20 protein-coding genes are annotated in these 20877 nt (G+C 31.7%); 19 read left to right on the top strand and 1 reads right to left on the bottom strand.

The genetic code is table 11. From position 1 onward, the window contains the following. The first annotated feature begins 14 nt into the window (after positions 1-14). The 4 genes from Q3V94_RS05280 to holA all read left to right on the top strand — a co-directional run bounded on the left by Q3V94_RS05280 (position 15) and on the right by holA (position 3999). The gene (locus Q3V94_RS05280) at positions 15-506 is read left to right on the top strand and encodes an ECF transporter S component (protein ID WP_274767869.1); all 492 of its coding nucleotides are present in this window, start codon (positions 15-17) and stop codon (positions 504-506) included. Positions 507-600: 94 nt separating this feature from the next. Next, on the top strand, positions 601-900 hold the full coding sequence (locus tag Q3V94_RS05275) for a hypothetical protein (RefSeq protein WP_008909651.1): 300 nt from the start codon (positions 601-603) through the stop codon (positions 898-900). 2 nt (positions 901-902) lie between these two features. After that, positions 903-2978: a DNA internalization-related competence protein ComEC/Rec2 gene (locus Q3V94_RS05270; RefSeq protein WP_303525760.1), complete on the top strand. Its 2076-nt coding sequence runs from the start codon at positions 903-905 to the stop codon at positions 2976-2978. Further along, positions 2968-3999, top strand: a complete 1032-nt coding sequence (holA, locus tag Q3V94_RS05265; RefSeq protein WP_303525757.1) for a DNA polymerase III subunit delta — start codon at positions 2968-2970, stop codon at positions 3997-3999. The genes Q3V94_RS05270 and holA overlap by 11 nt, the downstream gene beginning before the upstream one ends. A 31-nt stretch (positions 4000-4030) precedes the next feature. On the opposite strand, the gene rpsT is transcribed toward holA, so the two are convergent. Then, the gene (gene rpsT / locus Q3V94_RS05260; protein ID WP_008909648.1) at positions 4031-4300 is read right to left on the bottom strand and encodes a 30S ribosomal protein S20; all 270 of its coding nucleotides are present in this window, start codon (positions 4298-4300) and stop codon (positions 4031-4033) included. A gap of 218 nt (positions 4301-4518) precedes the next feature. Between rpsT and gpr the strand changes: the two genes are divergently transcribed. The 15 genes from gpr to rpsU all read left to right on the top strand — a co-directional run bounded on the left by gpr (position 4519) and on the right by rpsU (position 20863). Then, positions 4519-5496: a GPR endopeptidase gene (gene gpr / locus Q3V94_RS05255; protein ID WP_008909647.1), complete on the top strand. Its 978-nt coding sequence runs from the start codon at positions 4519-4521 to the stop codon at positions 5494-5496. Positions 5497-5588: 92 nt separating this feature from the next. Next, the gene (gene spoIIP / locus Q3V94_RS05250) at positions 5589-6686 is read left to right on the top strand and encodes a stage II sporulation protein P (RefSeq protein ID WP_303525754.1); all 1098 of its coding nucleotides are present in this window, start codon (positions 5589-5591) and stop codon (positions 6684-6686) included. 102 nt (positions 6687-6788) lie between these two features. Beyond that, complete coding sequence (gene lepA, locus Q3V94_RS05245; RefSeq protein WP_303525753.1) at positions 6789-8594, top strand: translation elongation factor 4; 1806 nt, start codon at positions 6789-6791, stop codon at positions 8592-8594. Then, on the top strand, positions 8594-9697 hold the full coding sequence (hemW, locus tag Q3V94_RS05240; protein ID WP_303525751.1) for a radical SAM family heme chaperone HemW: 1104 nt from the start codon (positions 8594-8596) through the stop codon (positions 9695-9697). Before lepA ends, hemW begins: the two co-directional genes overlap by 1 nt. A gap of 83 nt (positions 9698-9780) precedes the next feature. Then, a complete protein-coding gene (locus tag Q3V94_RS05235) occupies positions 9781-11493 on the top strand; it encodes a GGDEF domain-containing protein (protein ID WP_303525750.1) in 1713 nt (570 codons plus the stop codon). Positions 11494-11556: 63 nt separating this feature from the next. Continuing rightward, complete coding sequence (locus Q3V94_RS05230) at positions 11557-12243, top strand: prolyl oligopeptidase family serine peptidase (RefSeq protein ID WP_303525748.1); 687 nt, start codon at positions 11557-11559, stop codon at positions 12241-12243. A gap of 177 nt (positions 12244-12420) precedes the next feature. Next, a complete protein-coding gene (gene hrcA, locus Q3V94_RS05225; protein ID WP_303525747.1) occupies positions 12421-13446 on the top strand; it encodes a heat-inducible transcriptional repressor HrcA in 1026 nt (341 codons plus the stop codon). 15 nt (positions 13447-13461) lie between these two features. After that, entirely contained in the window at positions 13462-14061 is a 600-nt protein-coding gene (gene grpE, locus Q3V94_RS05220) for a nucleotide exchange factor GrpE (protein WP_303525744.1), read from the top strand. Positions 14062-14079: 18 nt separating this feature from the next. Next, positions 14080-15903 carry a molecular chaperone DnaK gene (gene dnaK, locus Q3V94_RS05215; protein WP_303525741.1) on the top strand — a complete coding sequence of 608 codons (1824 nt, stop codon included), beginning with the start codon at positions 14080-14082 and terminating at the stop codon, positions 15901-15903. Positions 15904-15955: 52 nt separating this feature from the next. Then, positions 15956-17092: a molecular chaperone DnaJ gene (gene dnaJ / locus Q3V94_RS05210; protein ID WP_303525956.1), complete on the top strand. Its 1137-nt coding sequence runs from the start codon at positions 15956-15958 to the stop codon at positions 17090-17092. A gap of 147 nt (positions 17093-17239) precedes the next feature. After that, positions 17240-18178 carry a 50S ribosomal protein L11 methyltransferase gene (gene prmA / locus Q3V94_RS05205; protein ID WP_303525738.1) on the top strand — a complete coding sequence of 313 codons (939 nt, stop codon included), beginning with the start codon at positions 17240-17242 and terminating at the stop codon, positions 18176-18178. 12 nt (positions 18179-18190) lie between these two features. Next, positions 18191-18937 carry a 16S rRNA (uracil(1498)-N(3))-methyltransferase gene (locus Q3V94_RS05200; protein ID WP_274767859.1) on the top strand — a complete coding sequence of 249 codons (747 nt, stop codon included), beginning with the start codon at positions 18191-18193 and terminating at the stop codon, positions 18935-18937. Then, positions 18934-20235, top strand: coding sequence for a tRNA (N(6)-L-threonylcarbamoyladenosine(37)-C(2))-methylthiotransferase MtaB (mtaB, locus tag Q3V94_RS05195; RefSeq protein ID WP_303525735.1), 1302 nt, complete (start codon positions 18934-18936; stop codon positions 20233-20235). Before Q3V94_RS05200 ends, mtaB begins: the two co-directional genes overlap by 4 nt. Next, entirely contained in the window at positions 20232-20576 is a 345-nt protein-coding gene (locus Q3V94_RS05190; protein ID WP_303525954.1) for a histidine triad nucleotide-binding protein, read from the top strand. Before mtaB ends, Q3V94_RS05190 begins: the two co-directional genes overlap by 4 nt. A gap of 110 nt (positions 20577-20686) precedes the next feature. Beyond that, a complete protein-coding gene (gene rpsU / locus Q3V94_RS05185) occupies positions 20687-20863 on the top strand; it encodes a 30S ribosomal protein S21 (RefSeq protein WP_008907865.1) in 177 nt (58 codons plus the stop codon). The last annotated feature ends 14 nt before the right edge of the window (positions 20864-20877 follow it).

Below are 20877 nucleotides of genomic sequence, written 5' to 3'. Positions count from 1 at the left end.
ATAGGAGGGGGATTATGAGGACAGAAAAATTTAGAAAAATAATTTATTCAGGTTTTGGTATTGCGCTTGTTTTTGTTGCAACAATAGTTATTAAAATCCCGTATGTAAAGGGGTATATTAATTTTGGAGATATTTTTATTTTTGTTATTTCAAGTATATTAGGAAGTAATATTGGATTTATTTCTGGAGGTATAGGGTCAGCCTTTTCAGATATTTACCTAGGGTATAATATATATGCACCCGGAACATTTATAATTAAGGGTTTGGAAGGATTTATTGCAGGGACATTGCTTAGAATATTTGATAGGAAATTTAATCCTTATTTTATTTATTCGGCTTATTTTATAGCGGGTCTTTGGATGGTATTGGGATATTTTATATATGAAACTGTTCTTTATGGTTTTGCAACTGCAATGACTGCTGTCCCAGGTAACTTAGTTCAGGCGATTGTCAGTGCCATTGTTGCTATTCCACTTTCAAGGACTTTAAAGAAGGTTATAAAGTAAATTGAACCTAAAGGCGAAATTGCCTTTAGGTTTTTTGTTTATATTTTGATTAGTTAGGAAAAAATATTAATAGTAATTTGGAGGTGAAGAAAATATGCTAAATAGAATTAGAGAAACCAGGATTCAAAGGGATGGACTTTATGAAATAACCCTTCAAATACCTGAAAGTGAGTATTTTAGTGTTTATGATAGCGTGACGGAATATAATGCAATTGAGATATTAGGAAATTATCTTTCTAAATATCAAGATGATGCAAGATTTGATAATGTGAGAATAAAGCATAATAAAAATGGCCATATTGTTGATATAAAGGCTGAACTACATTATCTTGATAATGATCATACGGATGCAAGTCCTGTCCCAGATATGCTCAATAAAGCGAGAGGTGAATAGCTTTGCTAATCCCTTATTTGACTTTATTTTTTATTTTAGGAGTTTTGATTTATTTTTCAGGAAGCATTATTTTAATTAGTGCAGCTTTAACTGCACTTTTTTTGATTTTTATCAATAAGAGGAGTTTGATATATTTTTTAATAGCATTTTTAGTATTAGGAATATTGGTTGCTAATTTTAAACACAGTAATTTTGTGAAGAAGGAGGAATTGTTAAGGAATAATAATATTTTTGATGGATATATTGCTGAAAAAAATTCAGATAGTTATTTGATTGTAAATTATAAAGAAAATTATAAGATTCTGTTATATACTACTAAGGAGTTTTCACCGGGAGATTATATAAAAATATATTCAAAATTTGAACCCATTCAAACTTATAAAAAGAAAAATTATTATTCAAGGGGAATTATAGGAAAAATAAAAGAAAATGAAAATTTTACAATTATAAATAAAAAAACAGTTTTATCATCTTTAGTTAAAATTAAGTATTTTTTGATAAATAGACTAACTTTAATTGACAAAAAGGCAGGAGGGTTAATAGCTGCAATATTATTTGGATATACATCAAATATGAAAGAGGAATACAAAATATTCAATGATTTAGGATTATCGCATTTTTTAGCTGTATCTGGGTTTAATCTTGGAATTATATTTTTGTTTTTTAATAGAATTTTTGAATGCTTTGGAGCAAATTTAAGAAAAATTTTATCCCTAATTATTTGTTTCATATTTGTTTTAATTTCGTCACTTGAACCTTCAGTTCTAAGAGCGTTTATAATGATTGCCTTTGTAAGCCTTTCAAAGATAGTAAAAAGACCATCGTTAGGATTAAACAATTTTTTTATAGCAGCACTATTGATGCTACTTTTTAACCCATATTTAATTTTTAATAGAGGATTTATATTTTCGTATTTAGCAACGTTTTCAATCCTGATATTAGGACATTACATTAAGAATGCTAATAATGATATATCAGCTGCTCTTTCTACTTTTTTGTTTATAACGCCGATATCCTTAATTTATAATGGTTATTTTTCAATATATAGCCTTATTTTGAATATTATATTATCACCTTTTATTGGTATATTAACGATTTTATCTTTTTTATCCTCTATAATATTTTTAGTGTTTAAATTGGACATTTTACTTTTTCCACCCTTATTTTTTGGGATAAAGTTATTTGAGATTATAACAAAAATTAGTAAATATAATATTCAAATGTTTTTTAGCATGAACTACATTACATTAGTTAGTTATTATTTATTAATATTTATAAACTTAATAAAAAAGAAATATAGAAAATTTAACTATATATTGGTTTTATTTTTAATATCTTCAATTTTGTATAATCCTAAAAATTTAAAAGTAAACATTATTAATGTCGGACAGGGAGATAGCATTTTAATTGAAACTCCATATAAAAAAGTAATTTTGATAGATACAGGGCCAAGTTTTGATGACTATATTGCTGCAAAAGAAAGAATAGTTCCATTTATTAAACGGAAAGGATATAATAAAATAGACCTACTTATTATTACCCATCCCCATAAGGATCATTTCTCTGGGTTTCATACTATTTTAAATAATTTTAATGTTTATAATATCGCTGCACCATTTAAAATAGAAAACATAAAATCTACTCTGCTTTTAAAGGGGGATGAGGTTGTGGTGGATGGAGTTGTTCTCAAGGTTTTATATCCAGAAGTTTTACAACAAAAGGATGATAAAAATGAAAATGCTATTGTTTTAGAATTATCTTTTAAAGATTTTTATATGCTATTGCCTTCGGATGTAGATTTAGATAATATAGATTTAGAAAATAAGAATTATGATATAGTTCAACTTCCACATCATGGTTCAATAAAATCCTTTGATATAAATACGGCTGAAAAATATAAATTTAGTGTTGCTGTTGTATCAGTTGGTAAAAATAATTTTGGACATCCATCGAACTTATTGATGGAATACCTTTACCAAAGGGGAGTTAGAATTTTTAGAACTGATATAAATGGTAATATTACAATACATACTAATGGTAAAAAATATTTTATAAAAGGTGATTTTGATGATAGTTAATGATATAAAATCCTTTGAAAGGGAATTACAATCAAACCGAGTTATTATTATCGGTGGAACTAATAAAAATGATATTGATTTATCATTAAAAAAAGCTTATAAATTTTATGATGGAAATGGATATGATATTAGAATTTTAGATTTTGAAAATACATCTATTGATGATATTAAAAATGCTATTTTTACTTCAACTTTTTTTGTAACAACAAAATTGGTTCATGTTAAAAATTTTAATATAATTAAAGCGAGAACAGAAGAAGAAAAAATAAATATTGATAAAGGCATAATAAAGGAATTAGTTGAACTTATTAGAATTGTTGATTCTGATACAGTTTTATTATTTACGATAGATGGACAAATAGATCTTTCTAATCAAATAAGTAAAATAGTATCTGAAATAGGATGCTTGGCCCATTTTGTTATTACAAAGCAGGATTTACCAAGTTTCGTTGAAAAACTTGTAAACAAAGAATATAAAAAAGCAGGGCGAGCGGAGATTAATTATTTTTTAGAGTCAATAAATTATTCAACTCAGGAGGTTTATAATGAACTTAATAAACTAATAGATTATACCCTTGATGAGCCAAAAATAACCCTTCAGCATATTGATGATATTGTTACTAAAACACTAGAAAGCAATATTTTTAAAATGGTTGATAGTATAGGCAAAAAGGAAGCTCACACTGCATTGTCTATCTTAAATACACTCATAAATCAAAAGGAATCGGAACTTAAAATATTGGGAATGATAATAAGGCAATTTAGATTGTTATATTTGATGAAGATTATAGATGAACGACATAAGGGAATGGGTGAGGATGAGATATTGAGAAATTTATCCTTGGATGGTAAGAAAAGATTTATTATTAAAAACCTAAGAATTCAGCACCAAAAATTTAATAGAGATGAGATAATTAAAAATATTAATTTGTGCTTGGAAACGGATTTTAGTATAAAGTCTGGAAAACTTCAAGATAGTAAATTGGCATTAGAACTTTTGATTTTAAATATATGCAAATAAAAGTAAAAAACACCCTAAATGGGTGTTTTAATTATTGATTTGAAACTTTGTTAAGCTTTAAAGTAAGTCTTGACTTGTGTCTTGCTGCTGCATTAGCATGAATTACTCCCTTAGCAGCTGCTTTGTCGATTTTTTTGATAGCTTCAACGAGTAAAACCTTTGCATCATCTAAGTTGCCGCTGTTTAATGCAGCTTCAAACTTCTTTATAGCTGTTCTCATTGAAGACTTAACCATTTTGTTTCTTAATGTTCTTTTTTGGGTAATTTTTATTCTTTTTATAGCTGACTTTATGTTTGCCATTGACTACCCTCCTCAAAAATAAATTATTTATACCAGCAGATGGGGAATCTGCGAAGGGTTCTACATATTACAACAAAGGATATTATACCATTAATATTTATGTATTTCAAGAAAAATATATAGTTTTTGTCCAATAATTTTGCTCGTAGGCACAAATAGTATATGAAAAAAAATTATGGGAAATCTATAAATAGAATTTTGTAAAAGAGGGTGGTTCGATGTTTAATATTAGAACAGATCTTGCGATAGAAGCACGGGAAATTTATAGGGAAGGCAGCAATAGAGAAGTCCCAGGTGTTGCGGTGGACGTTGATCATAAGGATGAAGATATTAAAATAACCATTGTTAAGGTTTTAGATGAAAGAGGAGCAAGAATAATCGGGAAACCAATAGGAAGCTATATTACTATGGAGGTTCCCAAAATTAGGCACTATGATGCCGAATTTCATGATAGATTAGGAAAATCTTTGGCTAAACAATTAGCAGAACTAATAAATTTAAAGAAGGATGGAACTGTATTAGTAGTTGGTCTTGGCAATTGGAACGTAACACCTGATTCATTAGGCCCTAAGGTTGTGTCAAAGTTATTTGTAACTAGGCATTTAAAACAATATATGCCCCAATATTTAGAAGAAGGAATTAATCCAGTATGTGCAATTTCTCCAGGAGTTTTAGGAATAACTGGAATAGAAACTGCTGAGATTATTCAAGGAGTAGTGGAAAAGGTAAAACCAGATGTTGTAATAGCGATAGATGCATTATCCTCAAGGAAAATGGAAAGGGTTGTAACAACTATTCAAATAGGGAATACAGGTATAAATCCTGGTTCAGGTGTTGGAAACAGGAGAATGGAATTATCCGAAAGAACCTTAGGAATCCCTGTAATAGCTATTGGTGTTCCAACTGTTGTAGATGCTGCAACTCTTGCTAACGATACTATTGATCTTATGATAGATTCCTTAATTAAACAGACGTCTAATGATAAGGATTTTTATAATATGCTTAAAAATGTCAATAAGGATGAAAAATATGCCTTAATAAGACAAATACTAAATCCTTATATTGGTGATCTTATGGTAACTCCTAAGGAAATCGATAGTTTAATTGAAGACATTTCAAAAGTTATAGCAAATGCGATAAATATTGCCGTTCATCCTGGTATTGAGTTAGAGGACATTAATAAATACATTCATTAAAAGGACACCGATAAGGTGTCTTATTTTTTGTTTTAATACTATAAATTTGAACATATAAATATTAAGAGTAAATTGTAAAGGGGAAGATGGGGATGCATAAGAGGTTAAATTGGACGTTAATATTAGAATATCTAGGGAAAATAGGAGTATTTCTTATTCTATTAAAACTTTTATTAAGTTATGTTTTACCCATCATGCTTATATTTTTTAATTCAAAATATAAGTTAAATACATATCAATTCCTTTTAATTCAAGCAACACCTATGCTTTCTATGTATCAAGAAGATGACGAAGAAGACATAAATTGGTTTTCTGTAATAACAAAAAATTTAACTGGAATTGATTTTTATGATTATAAAACGTTATTAATAAGTAGTATTCCAATGATGGGTGAGGTTGAACAACAAATTTTAGCTATAAAAGAAAGTGGACCTATCGTTGTAATACCAAGGACAGAGGTTGCATTGGAGGATGAAGAGGAAATTCAAGATGAGGAAGCAATAAACAATTCATCACAAGAAAAAGAGGAAACTGCTATAAATATAATAGAGGAAGCAAAATCAAATCCGCCCCAAAAGAGAAAACTTGATCCTAAAAAGCCTTTAATTTTAATCTATCATACTCATACCACAGAGAGCTATAATCCTGATGGTAAGGGACAAAACTTTACAACGGATTCAAATTTAAATTTAATAAGGGTTGGGGCAGAAATAAAAAAGGAACTTGAAGAAAAGTATGGTATATCAACAATCCATGATACGACTTTTCATGATATTCCCAAACGTGAGGGAGCATATCTTAAGTCTAGACCAACAGTTCAAAAATATCTTAAAAAATACGATAGTTTTAAAATTATAATTGACTTACATAGGGACGCAAATGTAGGAAAAAATAAATCTACTGCAATTATAGGTAATGAAAGATATGGGAGGGTTATGTTTGTTGTCGATACTTTAAATAGAAATCACACAAGGAACAATGTCTTAGCAACAAAGATAAATGATAAGTTTAACTATTTATATCCAGGATTTTCAAGGGGAATAATGTATAAACAATCCAAAAGTCATTATAACCAGGATTTATCTTCAAAAATAGTTTTGATAGAGGTAGGGTCAAACGAAAATTCCCTTGAGGAAGCCATTAATTCTGCAAAGGTTATTGCGAGGGTTTTAGCAGAATGCATAGATTAACTAATTTCCTTTCATTTATTTACATAAAATAAATTTTAATATATAATTATTTAATAGCAAAATCGAAGAAAAGATTGCACTCTACCTATGAGGAGGATATATATGCCAAGTGATAGACAAAAGAAGATAAGAAATTTTTGTATTATTGCGCATATTGACCATGGAAAATCAACTTTAGCTGATAGATTGATTGAAAAAACAGGAACTTTAACCCAAAGAGAAATGGAAGATCAGGTTCTTGATACAATGGAGCTTGAAAAGGAAAGAGGAATAACGATTAAAGCTCAGGCCATAAGACTTGTTCATACAACGGAAGATGGTGAGGAATATATTCTAAATCTTATAGATACCCCTGGTCATGTAGACTTTAATTATGAGGTTTCAAGAAGCCTTGCAGCTTGTGAGGGGGCTCTTTTAGTTGTTGATGCAACACAAGGAATACAAGCTCAGACCCTTGCAAATTGCTATTTAGCTTTAGAGCATGATCTTGAAATAATTCCTGTAATTAATAAAATAGACCTTCCAAGTGCAAGGCCTGATGAGATTAAAAAGGAAATAGAAGATGTAATAGGCCTTGATTGCTCTGATGCTCCATTAATTTCTGCAAAGGTTGGACTTGGAATAGAGGATGTTTTAAAGGCAATTGTTGAAAAGATACCTTGCCCTGAGGGCGATGAGGACGCACCACTAAGGGCATTGATATTCGATAGCTACTATGACTCATATAAAGGAGTTATATGTTATATTAGGGTTAAAGAGGGAACTATCAAAAAGGGCATGAAAATTAAGCTTATGGCATCTAAAAAGGAATATGAAGTAACCGAAGTAGGAATCTTTAGGCCACAATATATGGAAGTTGCAGAACTAAAGGCTGGAGATGTTGGATATGTTTGTGCCAGCATAAAAAATGTTAGGGATGCAAGAGTTGGTGATACTATTACTGAAGCTGAAAGGGAAGCTAAAGAACCGCTTCCAGGTTATCGCCCTGCCATTCCGATGGTATTCAGCGGATTTTATCCAACAGATAGTGCAAAATATGAGGAGTTAAAGGAAGCATTGGAAAAGCTTCAACTTAACGATGCTGCCCTAATATTTGAGCCAGAAACATCTGTAGCTTTAGGGTTTGGATTTAGATGTGGATTTTTGGGACTTCTTCACATGGAAATAGTTCAGGAAAGATTGGAAAGGGAATATAATCTTGATATAGTAACAACAGCTCCAAGCGTTATATATAGAATTACTAAGACGGATGGAGAGGTAATTGAACTTACAAATCCGACAAATATGCCATCGCCAACAGAAATAGAATTTATGGAGGAACCTTATGTTAAGGCAACTATTATAACTCCTTCAGAATATGTTGGTGCGGTAATGGATCTTTGTCAAAATAAAAGGGGAATATTTAAAAATATGGAATATATAGAAACAACAAGGGTCATGCTTCATTATGAGATGCCATTAAATGAAATTATATATGATTTCTTTGATGCCTTAAAATCTAGAACAAAGGGATATGCTTCCCTTGACTATGAACTTATAGGATACAAGGAATCAGACCTTGTTAAACTTGATATATTGCTAAATGGTGATCCAGTAGATGCTTTATCTCAAATTGTTCCAAAGGAAAGGGCATATCAAAGAGGCAGAGCAATATGTGAAAAGCTTAAGGAAATTATTCCAAGGCAACTTTTTGAGATACCTATCCAAGCTGCAATTGGTTCGAAAATTATAGCAAGGGAAACTGTAAAGGCCTTGAGAAAAGACGTTCTTGCAAAATGCTATGGTGGAGACATTACAAGAAAGAAAAAGCTTCTTGAAAAGCAAAAAGAAGGTAAAAAGAGGATGAAGCAAATTGGAACTGTTGAGGTTCCACAGGAAGCATTTATGGCTGTATTGAAGGTGGAATAATGGAAAGGGCTTTATATATTCACATCCCATTTTGTATAAGAAAGTGTCTGTATTGTGATTTTTATTCTATTTCAGATTTGTCTTTGCAGGATGATTATATAGATGCTTTAATAAGCGAAATAAAAAGAATTGAAGACAACAAATTAAAATCAATATTCATCGGTGGGGGAACCCCCACCGTTTTATCTAAAAATAGCCTTGAAAAACTGTTAAGAAGTTTAAGCAAATTTCAATTTACGGAGTTTACTGTTGAAGCTAATCCTGGAACTTTGGAAAAAGAAAAATTGATAGTGCTAAAAGAATATGGAGTCAATAGGCTATCTATTGGTCTTCAGGCTGTTCAAGATAAGATTTTAAAAAGTCTAGGGAGAATTCATACCTTTAGCGATTTTTTAGAAAACTATGAAATGGCAAGGAAAATAGGTTTTAATAATATTAATGTTGATTTGATGTTTGATATTCCTGGACAGGGAATGGATGACTGGAAGGAAACATTGGAGAAAATTGCAGAAATTAAACCTGAACATTTGTCGTGCTATAGTTTGATAATAGAAGAAGGAACGCCCTTTTACGAATTATATAATATGGGACAACTTAACGTTGCTGATGAAAATATCGATAGAGAAATGTATCATTATTCAGTAAATTTTTTAAAAAGCAAGGGATTTGTGCATTATGAAATATCGAATTTTGCTTTACCGGGATATGAATGCATTCATAATCTAACCTATTGGAATGAAGAAGAGTATTATGGAGTTGGGGCATCGGCTCATTCGTTTATAGATAAATATAGATATTACAATGTGGATGATGTTAAGAAATATGTAAACTTAGTATATAATGATGAAGCAAAAAGAGAAAAAATATTTATTAGCAAAAAGGATGAAATGAGCGAATTTATGATCCTTGGTTTAAGAAAAATAAAAGGTGTTTCTAAAGAAGTTTTTAATAAAAGATTTAGTGATGATGTTTATAATGTTTTTGGTCAGGAAATATCTAAACTAATTGAACAAGGGCTTTTAATGGATGATGGGAAAAATATTTTTTTGACGATTAGGGGTCTTGACATTGCAAATCAGGTTTTTATGAGATTTATATTATAAAACAAAGGAGCGTTTTAAGACGTTCCTTTATTTTTTTTGAATTAAGAAGGAATTGGCTTTTTTATGTAGAATATTATTTATCGATGTTAAGTAAATATTTTCTTGCAGGTGATAAAATGGAGAAGAAAAGATTTTATAGAATTTTGCTTATTACAATAGGATTGATAGTTATCATAAAGTCTCTTTTTAATATCAATATAATTAGTTTTCGCGATTTGTTTTTCTTCTTTTTTGCCTTATTTGTTGCATCTATTATGAATTATTTTACCCTTTTTGTTAAAGATATTAGATTCGACTTTACGGAAACAATAACCATCTTCATCTTTTTAACCTCTGGACTTTATAATGCGATTTTGTTTGAAACCCTTTATAGTATCACCACATTTATTATTAATACGTTTTATTATAAGAAAGCAGATATTAATTTAGATAAATTATTGGTAAATACCTCAATGTTTGCAATAATTGTTTTTTTATCGGGTAAAATAAGCAACTTATTATCTAGTTTTGCAAATTTGCCTTATTTAGAAGATATTGTATTGTCTGCAGCATTGTTTGAGCTTCTTTTCTTGACTTTTAATATATTGCTATTATACATTGAAATTATTTTGGATGGAAAGAGGCTATCTATATTTAAAGCCTTTGATTTGGAAATTTTACTTACGGACTATATTATTGCTGTGACGCTGTCGATATCCTTATGCTTGATAAGTTTTAGCTCGGGTAAATTAGGAACGGTTTTAATATTTGTTATTTTAGTTATATTAAGTTATACCTTTTATCTTTTTAAAAGATTGGAGTTTAAAAATGCAATAATTAAAAAATTGCTCATTATAAGTGAGGACCTAATTAAATATGGCGATTTAAAAACAAAGTGTGATTATTTCTTAATAAATTTAAAAGAAATAATACCCTATGATATTGCTGCAATATATTTTTTCGATTATAAAAATGATGATTTTGCAATCCCTATTTCTTTTTATCTACCTATAGAACTTCCTTTAAACGAATTAGACCTTAATATTAAAAATGGCAATACTATAAAAAGAATTTTAGACAAGAAAATATATATTAGCAAAAATACCAAAAGAGATAAAAATATTTCAATTGTAGGGGAACTTCAAAATTGGTGTGAATCTGCTGTATTCGTTCCAATTGTTGTAGAGGATGAAGTGAAGGGATTAATCTTTTTAGCAGGACGAATTAGCATGTCAAATTTACTATTGCAGGACATTGAAGATCCATTAAATATACTTTCAAAACAAATGGCATTAGCAATTTCTAATTATAGATATTTTTTGGATATAAAAAAGGAAGCTGAGATAGATCCATTAACAGGCCTATATAATAGAAAGGTGTTAGATAAAGAAATAGACAATTTAATAAAACAAAATGTAAACTTTTCTATTGTAATTTTTGATTTAGATGATTTTAAAAAGGTTAATGACACGTATGGACATTTAGCAGGGGATCAGGTTCTTAAGGAATTTGCAAATGTTATTAAGAAAGTTATAAGAAAAACTGACATAGCTTGTAGATTTGGAGGAGAGGAGATATTAATCATATTAAAGGGACTATCAAAGGAACAGGCATACATAATTGCAGAAAGAATAAGAGAAAAGCTCGAAGAATCAAATATTATTATAAACGGTAATTCAATTAATGTAACAGTGTCAGGTGGTATAGCTTCGTATCCAGAAGATGCAAATAATATAAAGGAATTGCTTAATAAGGCTGATGCTGCTTTATATATTGAAGGCAAATCGAAGGGTAAAAATAAAATAGCTATATGCTAACTTAGATAGAGCCTTAAGAATTTAAAAATAGATTTTGGTATAAATGTAAAGGGGGTAAAAATATTGAAATGTAATTATGAGGAGTTTTCAGGTGAAATAATAAAAAAGGTGAAATTAAAATATTTAGCATATTTGCCTGAAGGATATGAAAAAGATAAAAACAAGAAATGGCCGCTTATTTTATTTTTACATGGTATGGGAGAGCGTGGGGAAGACTTGGAACTTGTTAAAAGACAGGGACTACCCAATATTATTAATGAATTAGAGTATTTTCCTTTTATTCTTATTGCACCGCAATGCCCAACAAACTCTATGTGGTATATGGAAATAGATTCACTATTTGAACTAGTTAAGCATGTTATTAATCAATATAATGTAGACACATCCAGGATTTATTTAACAGGGTTAAGCATGGGTGGCTTTGGAACTTGGCATTTTGCTGAGGCTCATCCTAAACTTTTTGCGGCTATTGTTCCTATTTGCGGTGGGACGGTTCCCAAAATAGGATTCCCTGAAAGGATTAAAGTTCTTAAAGATGTGCCTGTTTGGGCATTTCATGGTGCAAAGGATGAAATAGTTCCTATTGAAATGTCTAAAGAATTAGTGGATGTTTTAAGGCAGCATAATGGAAATGTTAAATTTACCGTATATCCAGACGCAGGGCATGATTCTTGGACTGAAACTTATAGAAATAAAGATTTATATGCTTGGCTTCTTGGACAGAAGAATGATAAGTTTACATTAGAATAAAAATATTGTGATAATCCTTTTTATGGCATAAATATTATTATGCTATAAAAAGGATTATTTTTTATATCACAAGAATTTTTAATAGAATATATTGACAAATTTAAAGGATAGTGATATTTTTTATCTTAGAGTTAGCACTCACTATTAAAGAGTGCTAATAAGAGAGGAGGTGGGAGCATGGATCTTGGCGAAAGAAAAAGATATATACTAAAGGCAATTGTAGATGATTATATTGAAACAGCAGAACCGGTAGGATCAAGAACCATAGCAAAAAAATATGAGATGGGTATAAGCTCCGCCACCATAAGAAATGAAATGGCAGATTTAGAGGAATTGGGATATTTAGAGCAACCACATACATCAGCCGGAAGAATTCCTTCAGATAAAGGATATAGATACTATGTAGATAAGCTTATAAACATAAAAGATCCAACGCCTGAAGAGGCTTCAGAAATAAAAAATATATTGCAATTTGCAACTATATGTGAGATAGATAATATAATAAAAAGAACGACTAAACTTTTGTCAGAGGTTACGAGATATACAGCGGCAGTTTTATCGCCTTCGGTCAAAAAAAGTGCAGTAAAATCAATACAGCTCGTTCAAGTTAACGATTATGATGTTTTAGCAATAGTTGTTACTGATACTGCTGTGATTAAACATGTTTTGATTAAGCTGCCGAGAAGAATAGATTATGATACACTATTAAAAATAAACAATATGCTCAATGAAAAATTAAGAAATCTAACAGTAGAACAGATAGATCTTTCAGTTATAAATCAAATTCTTATGGAACTTAGAGGGTATTATGAAATATTAAATGCTATTATTCCTGTTTTATATGACTCTTTAAAATCAGTAGACTGCGACATTTATTTAGAAGGAACAACCAATATTTTTAAATATCCAGAGTATAATGATATAAACAAGGCGAAAAACTTCTTATCATTATTAGAAAGAAAGGAAACCCTTATTGATATATTCTCAGATGATGGAGAAAACCTTAAGGTTTCAATTGGTAAAGAAAACAACAATGATGAAGTTAGAGATTGCAGCATAATAAGAGCGTCATATATGGTTGGAAATAAAGTTGTGGGCACTATTGGAGTTATAGGACCAACGAGGATGGATTATTCCAAAGTAATCGGAATACTAAAGTTTATAGCAGATAATTTAAATGACATATTAAGAAATTCCTTCTAACAGGGTGGTGAATTTATGACAAATGAAAATGTGAATGAAAAAGATAACTTGATTTTAGAAAAAGACGAACAAAATGAAAAAACGAAGGAGGAGAATATAGATTTAAGTCAAGAAGTTAATGAGGAAAAAGAAATATTAGACGACAAGAACAAAGAAATAGAAGAGCTGAGACAAAAACTTTCAGATAAGGAAAATGAGTGCCAAAGTTATGTAGACCTATTGAAAAGGACTATGGCGGATTTTGATAATTTTAGGAAAAGAACTCAAAAAGAGAAAGAAACAATATATACAGATGGCTTTGTAGATGCAATTAAGGAATTATTGCCTGTCCTTGATAATCTTGAAAGGGCAGTAGCACATGTTGAAGATAATGAGTCAAATCCTTTAGTTGAAGGTATACAAATGACTTTGAAGTTATTTAAAGATACACTTCAAAAAATGGGAGTAGAAGAAATAAAAGCAGAAGGAGAAAAATTTGATCCAAATTATCACAATGCTATAATGCATGTTCAAGATGAAAACTATGATGAAAACATCATAGTTGAAGTGTTCCAAAAAGGATATAAATATAAAGATAAAATAATAAGATACAGTCTTGTTAAAGTAGCAAATTAAGAAAGGGGAGGAGAAGAAATGGGTAAGGTTATAGGTATTGACCTTGGAACTACCAACTCATGTGTTGCTGTCATGATTGGTGGAGAACCAGTTGTTATTCCAAATTCTGAAGGTGCAAGAACAACTCCTTCAGTTGTAGGTTTTAAACCAAATGGAGAAAGAATAGTAGGTCAGGTTGCAAAAAGACAAGCAATAACAAATCCAGAAAGAACAGTGATATCAATAAAAAGGCACATGGGAACAAACTATAGGGTTAAAATCGACGATAAGGAATATAGCCCAGAAGAAATTTCAGCAATGATACTTATGAAGCTAAAGGCCGATGCTGAAGCTTATCTTGGAGAGCCTGTAACTCAAGCAGTAATTACAGTTCCTGCATATTTTAACGACAGCCAAAGACAGGCTACAAAAAACGCAGGTAAGATAGCAGGGCTTGAAGTTTTGAGAATAATAAACGAGCCAACTGCAGCATCACTAGCCTATGGACTTGATAAAATGGATAAAAATCAAAAGATTTTAGTTTATGACCTTGGTGGCGGAACCTTTGACGTTTCAATCCTTGAAATAGGTGATGGAGTATTTGAAGTTAAGGCAACTAATGGTAATACCCACCTTGGTGGTGATGACTTTGACCAAAGAATAATGGATTATATTATGGATACTTTCAAGGCTGAAACAGGAATAGATTTAAGAAACGATAAGATGGCACTCCAAAGATTAAAAGAAGCAGCAGAAAAGGCTAAGATAGAACTTTCATCAATGCTTCAAACAGAGATAAATCTTCCATTCATAACAGCTGATGCCACAGGTCCAAAACATATTAACATGACATTAACAAGAGCAAAATTCAATGAATTAACTGCAGATCTTGTTGAAGCAACTATTGAGCCTATGAGAAATGCCTTAAGGGATGCAGGACTTACAATCAATGATATTGATAAAGTTATATTAGTTGGTGGTTCAACAAGAATACCAGCAATACAAGATGCTGTAAGAAACTTTACAGGAAAGGAACCAACAAAGGGAATAAATCCTGATGAAGCTGTTGCAGTTGGAGCTGCAATTCAAGCAGGAGTTTTAACAGGTGAAATTAAGGACCTCTTGCTTCTTGACGTTACACCATTGTCCCTTGGTATTGAAACATTAGGAGGAGTATTTACTGTTTTAATTCCAAGAAATACAACGATTCCTACAAAGAAGAGCCAAATATTCTCAACAGCAGCCGATGGCCAAACTTCCGTTGAGATACATGTTCTACAGGGAGAAAGACCAATGGCAAGGGATAACAAGACCCTTGGAAGGTTTACTCTATCAGGTATACCACCAGCACCACGTGGAGTGCCACAAATCGAAGTTACATTTGACATAGATGCTAACGGTATATTAAATGTTTCAGCAAAGGATTTAGGAACAGGAAAGGATGCAAAAATTACAATTACAGCTTCAACACATCTTTCAGAGGAAGAAGTTGAAAAGGCAGTTAAAGAAGCAGAAAAATATGCTGAAGAGGATAAGAAGAGAAAAGAAGAAATTGAAATCAGAAATAATGCTGACTCATTGATTTATCAAACTGAAAAGACAATAAAGGATTTAGGTGATAAATTAACAGCAGATGAAAAGTCAAAGATAGAAGAAAAGATAAAGAAGCTAAAGGATGCCTTGAATGGAACTGATGTTAATGCTATAAAGACTGCATCAGATGAGCTTACTCAGTCCTTCTATGAAATTTCATCAAGAATTTATTCACAATACAACCAAGGAGCAAATCAAGGATTTAGTCAACAGCAAAATACAGGAAACGATGATATAAAGGTTGACTACGATGTAAAGGACGGTAAATAATATAAGAGGGATTTTTATCCCTCTTTTCTGTATGTGAAAGGTGGTGAAACAATTGGCAAAGGACTACTATGCAATACTCGGAGTAGACAAAAATGCATCCGACGAAGAAATAAAAAAGGCCTTTAGAAAATTAGCCCTTCAATATCACCCAGATAGAAATCCCGGCAATAAAGAGGCTGAGGAAAAATTTAAGGAAATAAACGAAGCATATCAGGTGTTATCGGATCCTCAAAAGAGGGCACAATATGATCAATTTGGAACAGCTGATTTTAATGGGCAGGGATTCGATTATTCAAATTTTGGTGGCTTTGGAGGATTCGAGGGCTTTGGTGGTTTTGGAGATATTTTTGGAGATATTTTTGGTGATTTCTTTGGTGGTTCAAGAAAACAAAAAACAGGCCCCCAAAGGGGTGCTGATTTAGAATATACATTGAATCTATCCTTTGAGGAGGCAGCCTTTGGAGCCAAAAAAGATGTAGAAATTTTCAGGTATGAAACATGTGATACCTGTCATGGAACAGGGGCAAAGCCTGGAACTAGTCCAAGGACATGTGATAAGTGCCATGGAACAGGTCAGATGAAGATTGAAAGAAGAACTCCTTTTGGAAGTTTTGTAAGCATAACTACCTGTGATAGATGTCATGGAGAGGGAAAGATTGTAGATAGTCCTTGTTCAATTTGTGGAGGAAAAGGCAAAGTTAGAAAGAAAAAGATAATCTCAGTAAATATTCCTGCAGGTGTTGATAGCGGTATGACAATACCATTAAGAGGCGAAGGTGAACCAGGTGTAAGAGGAGGTCCTGCAGGCGATTTATATCTGCACATTAATGTAAGGCCTCATAAGATATTCAAGAGGCAGGGGAGCGATATTTATTGCACGATACCGGTTAGCATAACAAAGGCAACACTAGGTGGTGAAATTACAGTTCCAACCCTTGAGGGTGAAGAAAAATACAATCTTCCTGAGGGAACTCAGCCTGGAACTATAATTAGACTAAAAGGTAAAGGCATCCCAAAACTAAGAAGCAGCGTAAGGGGAGATTTATATTTTGAAGTTAAGGTTGAAGTCCCAAAGAAGCTGACAGAACGCCAAAGGGAGCTATTGAAAAAGCTTGCTGAGGAGTTTGGAGAGACAGCACCGGAGAAAAAATCCTTTGTAGACAAATTTAAAGATGCATTTGGAGTATAAAAGGGGCAGCCGCATTGGCATTAATAGCTATTGCGGCCGCCCTTTTTATTCTCTTTTTGCTTACCTATTAAACATTAATAATAACACTTGCAGTAATTAAATATTTGAATTAATATAATGTTTGATAATAAAAAAGGAGTTGATAAAATGAAGGGAAAATGGATTGAAATTAAAGTAATAACAAGCCCTGAGGCTGTTGAAATGGTTAGCGGCATTTTTTATTCTTTAGATGTTAAGGGGGTAGCCATAGAGGACCCAAATGATATATTAGAAAAACAAAGTAAACCAAGTTGGGATTATGTTGATATGAATTTATTTGAACATGGAGACAAGGCAGCTGTAGTAAAAGGATATTTCAGCGATGATAATAATATTGATGATATAGTAAAATTTATAGATGAAAGATTAAAAGAACTTAGAGAAGAAGGTTTTAGTATTGGCGAAGGAAGAATAATTACCAATTCGGTTTACGAAGAGGACTGGGCTCATTCATGGAAAAAATATTATAAGGTGACTAAACTAGGTAATAGAATTGTTGTTAAGCCAAGATGGGAGGAATATATTCCAAAGGAAGATGAAATTATAATAGAACTTGACCCAGGCATGGCCTTTGGAACGGGAACCCATGAAACTACAATTTTGTGCTTAGAACTTCTTGAAAAATACATAAAGGGTGGGGAATTAGTTTACGATATAGGAACTGGTTCGGGAATACTTTCGATTGCTGCATCTAAGTTTGGGGCTAAAAAGGTTATTGGAGTAGATATTGATGAGGTAGCTGTAGATGCTGCAAAGGAAAACGTTGAGTATAATAACATTGAAAACGTAGAAATAAGGCATGGAAATTTAACTGATGTTTTAGAGGAAAAGGCGGATATAATAGTTGCAAATATTATTGCTGATGTGATTATTATGATGACTCCTTCTGCAAAGGAATTTTTAAAGAAGGATGGACTATTTATAATTTCAGGTATTATAAAGGATAGGAAAACTGATGTTTTATCCACACTTGAAAGAAATAACTTTAATTTAATTGAAATTAGAGAAATGGGAGAATGGGTAGGAATTGTTGTAAAAAATATGTAGAGGGGATGAAGTATGCACAAGTTTTTCGTATCAGCAGAACAAGTTAGATTTCCTAATATATATATTTATGGAGAAGATGTTGACCATATCGTTAAAGTTTTAAGGTTGAGAAACGGCGATAAGATACAAATTAGCGACGGGAATGGCAAAGAATATATTTGTGAAATAATAAAATCAGATAAAAAGGAAGTTGTGTGTAATATAATTGAAAGCTTCGATAACGAGACAGAAGCACCTATTAATATAACATTATATCAGGGGCTTCCAAAATCACAAAAGATGGACCTTATTGTTCAAAAATGCGTAGAGATAGGAGTTGTTAGAATTGTTCCTGTAATAACTAATAGAGTTGTTGTTAAAGTAGAGGGAAGGGATTTAAAAAATAAAATAGAAAGATGGCAAAGGATTGCCTATGAAGCTGCAAAGCAAAGCAATAGAGGCATAGTTCCTATTGTTAGCGATGTCATGAATTTTGAAGAGGCAATTGAAGAAATGAAGCAAAAGGATTTAGTAGTGGTTCCCTATGAAAGAGAAAAAGAAAGGGGCATAAAGGATCTTAGAGATAGAAAGGATATAAAAGATATTGCTATATTTATTGGTCCTGAGGGCGGTTTTGAAGAGGAGGAAATAGAAAACTGCCTTGATATTGGAGCTATTCCTGTTACTTTAGGTCCAAGAATATTAAGGACAGAGACTGCTGGTTTTGTAACATCAGCTCTAATTTTATACGAACTAGGAGATTTAGGAGGAGGAAGATGAAAAAGGTTGCCTTTTATACATTAGGTTGTAGGGTTAATACCTATGAAACGGAAGCTATGGCAGAGACGTTTATTAAAAACGGCTATGAGGTTGTGGATTTTGATGATTATGCAGATGTTTATGTTATAAACACCTGCACAGTTACAAACATAGGAGATAAAAAATCAAGGCAAATGATAAGAAGGGCAAAAAAGAAGAATAATGATGCCGTTGTTGTTGCTGTAGGATGTTATGTTCAGGTGGCACCTGAAGAGGTTGAAAAGATAGAAGATGTGGATATAATTGTTGGAACAAAGGATAAAGGTAAGATTGTTGAATTTGTTGATGAATATTTAAAAAATAGGAAGAGAATTAAGCACGTTGAAAATGTTATGAGCATTAGACATTTTGAAGAACTTGAAATAGATGAATATCAGGATAAGACTAGGGCTTTTTTAAAGATTCAGGATGGTTGCGACAGATTTTGTTCCTATTGCTTAATTCCGTATGCAAGGGGGCCAGTAAGAAGCAGAAAACCTGAAAATATTTTAATGGAAGTTGAGAAACTGTCAAGAAATGGATATAAAGAAGTAATTTTATCAGGTATCCATGTAGCATCCTATGGTAAAGATCTAAAGGATGTGAATCTTATAGATGTAATTGAAATGATTTCTAAAGTAGAAGGAATAGAAAGAATTAGAATAGGTTCAGTAGATCCAACATTTTTTAATGAGGAAATAATAGAAAAATTAAAATATATAGACAAGTTTTGCCATCATTTTCATTTATCCCTTCAGAGCGGCTGTGATGAAACCTTAAGGAGGATGAATAGACATTATACTACCTCAGAATATAAAAAAATAGTGGATAATTTAAGGGAGGTTTTTGAGGATGTCTCTATAACAACTGACGTTATTGTAGGATTCCCTGGTGAGACCGATGAAGAATTTGAAAGGACTTTTGAATTCTTGAAGGAAATTAAACTTTCAAAGATGCATATATTTAAATATAGCCCAAGGAAGGGGACAAAAGCAGCTGAATATAAAAATCAAGTCCCAGAGGTCATTAAAGAAGAAAGAAGCAAAAAGCTCATTGAACTTGATAAAATATTAGAGCATGAGTTTATAAAAAAACATGAAGGAAAGGTAATGGATGTTTTATTTGAGGAATATAAGGAAGGTTATAATTGGGGATATACTAAAAATTATATAAGAGTTGGAGTAGAGTCACAAAGGGATTTGTCAGGAGAGATAATTAATGTTAAAATAATAGAAAGTAGGGAAAATAAGGCAATTGGAGTTTTGGAGGAGGTGAAATAATGGACTGCATATTCTGCAAAATAGCAAATGGAACCATTAAGACTGAAATTTTATATGAAGATGAAAAAGTAGTTGCATTTAGGGATATTAATCCTGTTGCACCAGTTCATGTTCTTATTGTCCCTAAGAAACACATTGAATCAGCTTTAAAGCTTGAAGGGGAGGATTTTAATTTAATTGGCCATGTGTTTATGGTTGCTAAAAAGCTAGCTAATGAACTTGGCATCGCTGAAGATGGTTTTAGAATAGTAAATAACTGTAATAGAGCTGGAGGACAAACGGTAATGCATATTCATTTTCACCTATTAGGTGGACGGGATATGCAATGGCCACCAGGTTGATGTAATTTATGATTGACAAAATTTACTTTAGTAATATATAATGTTAATGTGCTATTTGCGTCTATCATCGCAGCACTATTTTATTCTGTTAAGCGGAGGGAGGGAGAACGGTGTCAGAAATAAGAGTTGGCGAAAACGAATCATTAGACAGCGCTCTTAGAAGATTTAAGAGAAAGTGCGCAGCTGCAGGTGTTCTTGCTGAAATCAGAAAGAGAGAACACTATGAAAGCCCAAGCGTAAGACGTAAGAAGAAATCACAAGCTGCTCGTAAGAGAAAGCATAAATAATGAAAGAAGGGTGA

Source organism: Caloramator sp. CAR-1 (genome assembly GCF_030546345.1).
Classification (GTDB): Bacteria; Bacillota; Clostridia; order Clostridiales; family Caloramatoraceae; genus Caloramator; species Caloramator australicus.
This window is presented reverse-complemented; position numbering and strand designations above follow the sequence as displayed.

Excerpts from the sequence above, each read along its gene's own strand:
- spoIIP (WP_303525754.1), top strand. The coding sequence starts at position 5,589 with ATGCATAAGAGGTTAAATTGGACGTTAATATTAGAATATCTAGGGAAA.
- mtaB (WP_303525735.1), top strand. The coding sequence starts at position 18,934 with ATGAAAAAGGTTGCCTTTTATACATTAGGTTGTAGGGTTAATACCTAT.
- Q3V94_RS05275 (WP_008909651.1), top strand. The coding sequence starts at position 601 with ATGCTAAATAGAATTAGAGAAACCAGGATTCAAAGGGATGGACTTTAT.
- hemW (WP_303525751.1), top strand. The coding sequence starts at position 8,594 with ATGGAAAGGGCTTTATATATTCACATCCCATTTTGTATAAGAAAGTGT.
- gpr (WP_008909647.1), top strand. The coding sequence starts at position 4,519 with ATGTTTAATATTAGAACAGATCTTGCGATAGAAGCACGGGAAATTTAT.
- dnaK (WP_303525741.1), top strand. The coding sequence starts at position 14,080 with ATGGGTAAGGTTATAGGTATTGACCTTGGAACTACCAACTCATGTGTT.
- Q3V94_RS05280 (WP_274767869.1), top strand. The coding sequence starts at position 15 with ATGAGGACAGAAAAATTTAGAAAAATAATTTATTCAGGTTTTGGTATT.
- rpsT (WP_008909648.1), bottom strand. The coding sequence starts at position 4,300 with ATGGCAAACATAAAGTCAGCTATAAAAAGAATAAAAATTACCCAAAAA.
- prmA (WP_303525738.1), top strand. The coding sequence starts at position 17,240 with ATGAAGGGAAAATGGATTGAAATTAAAGTAATAACAAGCCCTGAGGCT.
- hrcA (WP_303525747.1), top strand. The coding sequence starts at position 12,421 with ATGGATCTTGGCGAAAGAAAAAGATATATACTAAAGGCAATTGTAGAT.
- Q3V94_RS05235 (WP_303525750.1), top strand. The coding sequence starts at position 9,781 with ATGTTAAGTAAATATTTTCTTGCAGGTGATAAAATGGAGAAGAAAAGA.
- holA (WP_303525757.1), top strand. The coding sequence starts at position 2,968 with ATGATAGTTAATGATATAAAATCCTTTGAAAGGGAATTACAATCAAAC.
- lepA (WP_303525753.1), top strand. The coding sequence starts at position 6,789 with ATGCCAAGTGATAGACAAAAGAAGATAAGAAATTTTTGTATTATTGCG.
- Q3V94_RS05200 (WP_274767859.1), top strand. The coding sequence starts at position 18,191 with ATGCACAAGTTTTTCGTATCAGCAGAACAAGTTAGATTTCCTAATATA.
- grpE (WP_303525744.1), top strand. The coding sequence starts at position 13,462 with ATGACAAATGAAAATGTGAATGAAAAAGATAACTTGATTTTAGAAAAA.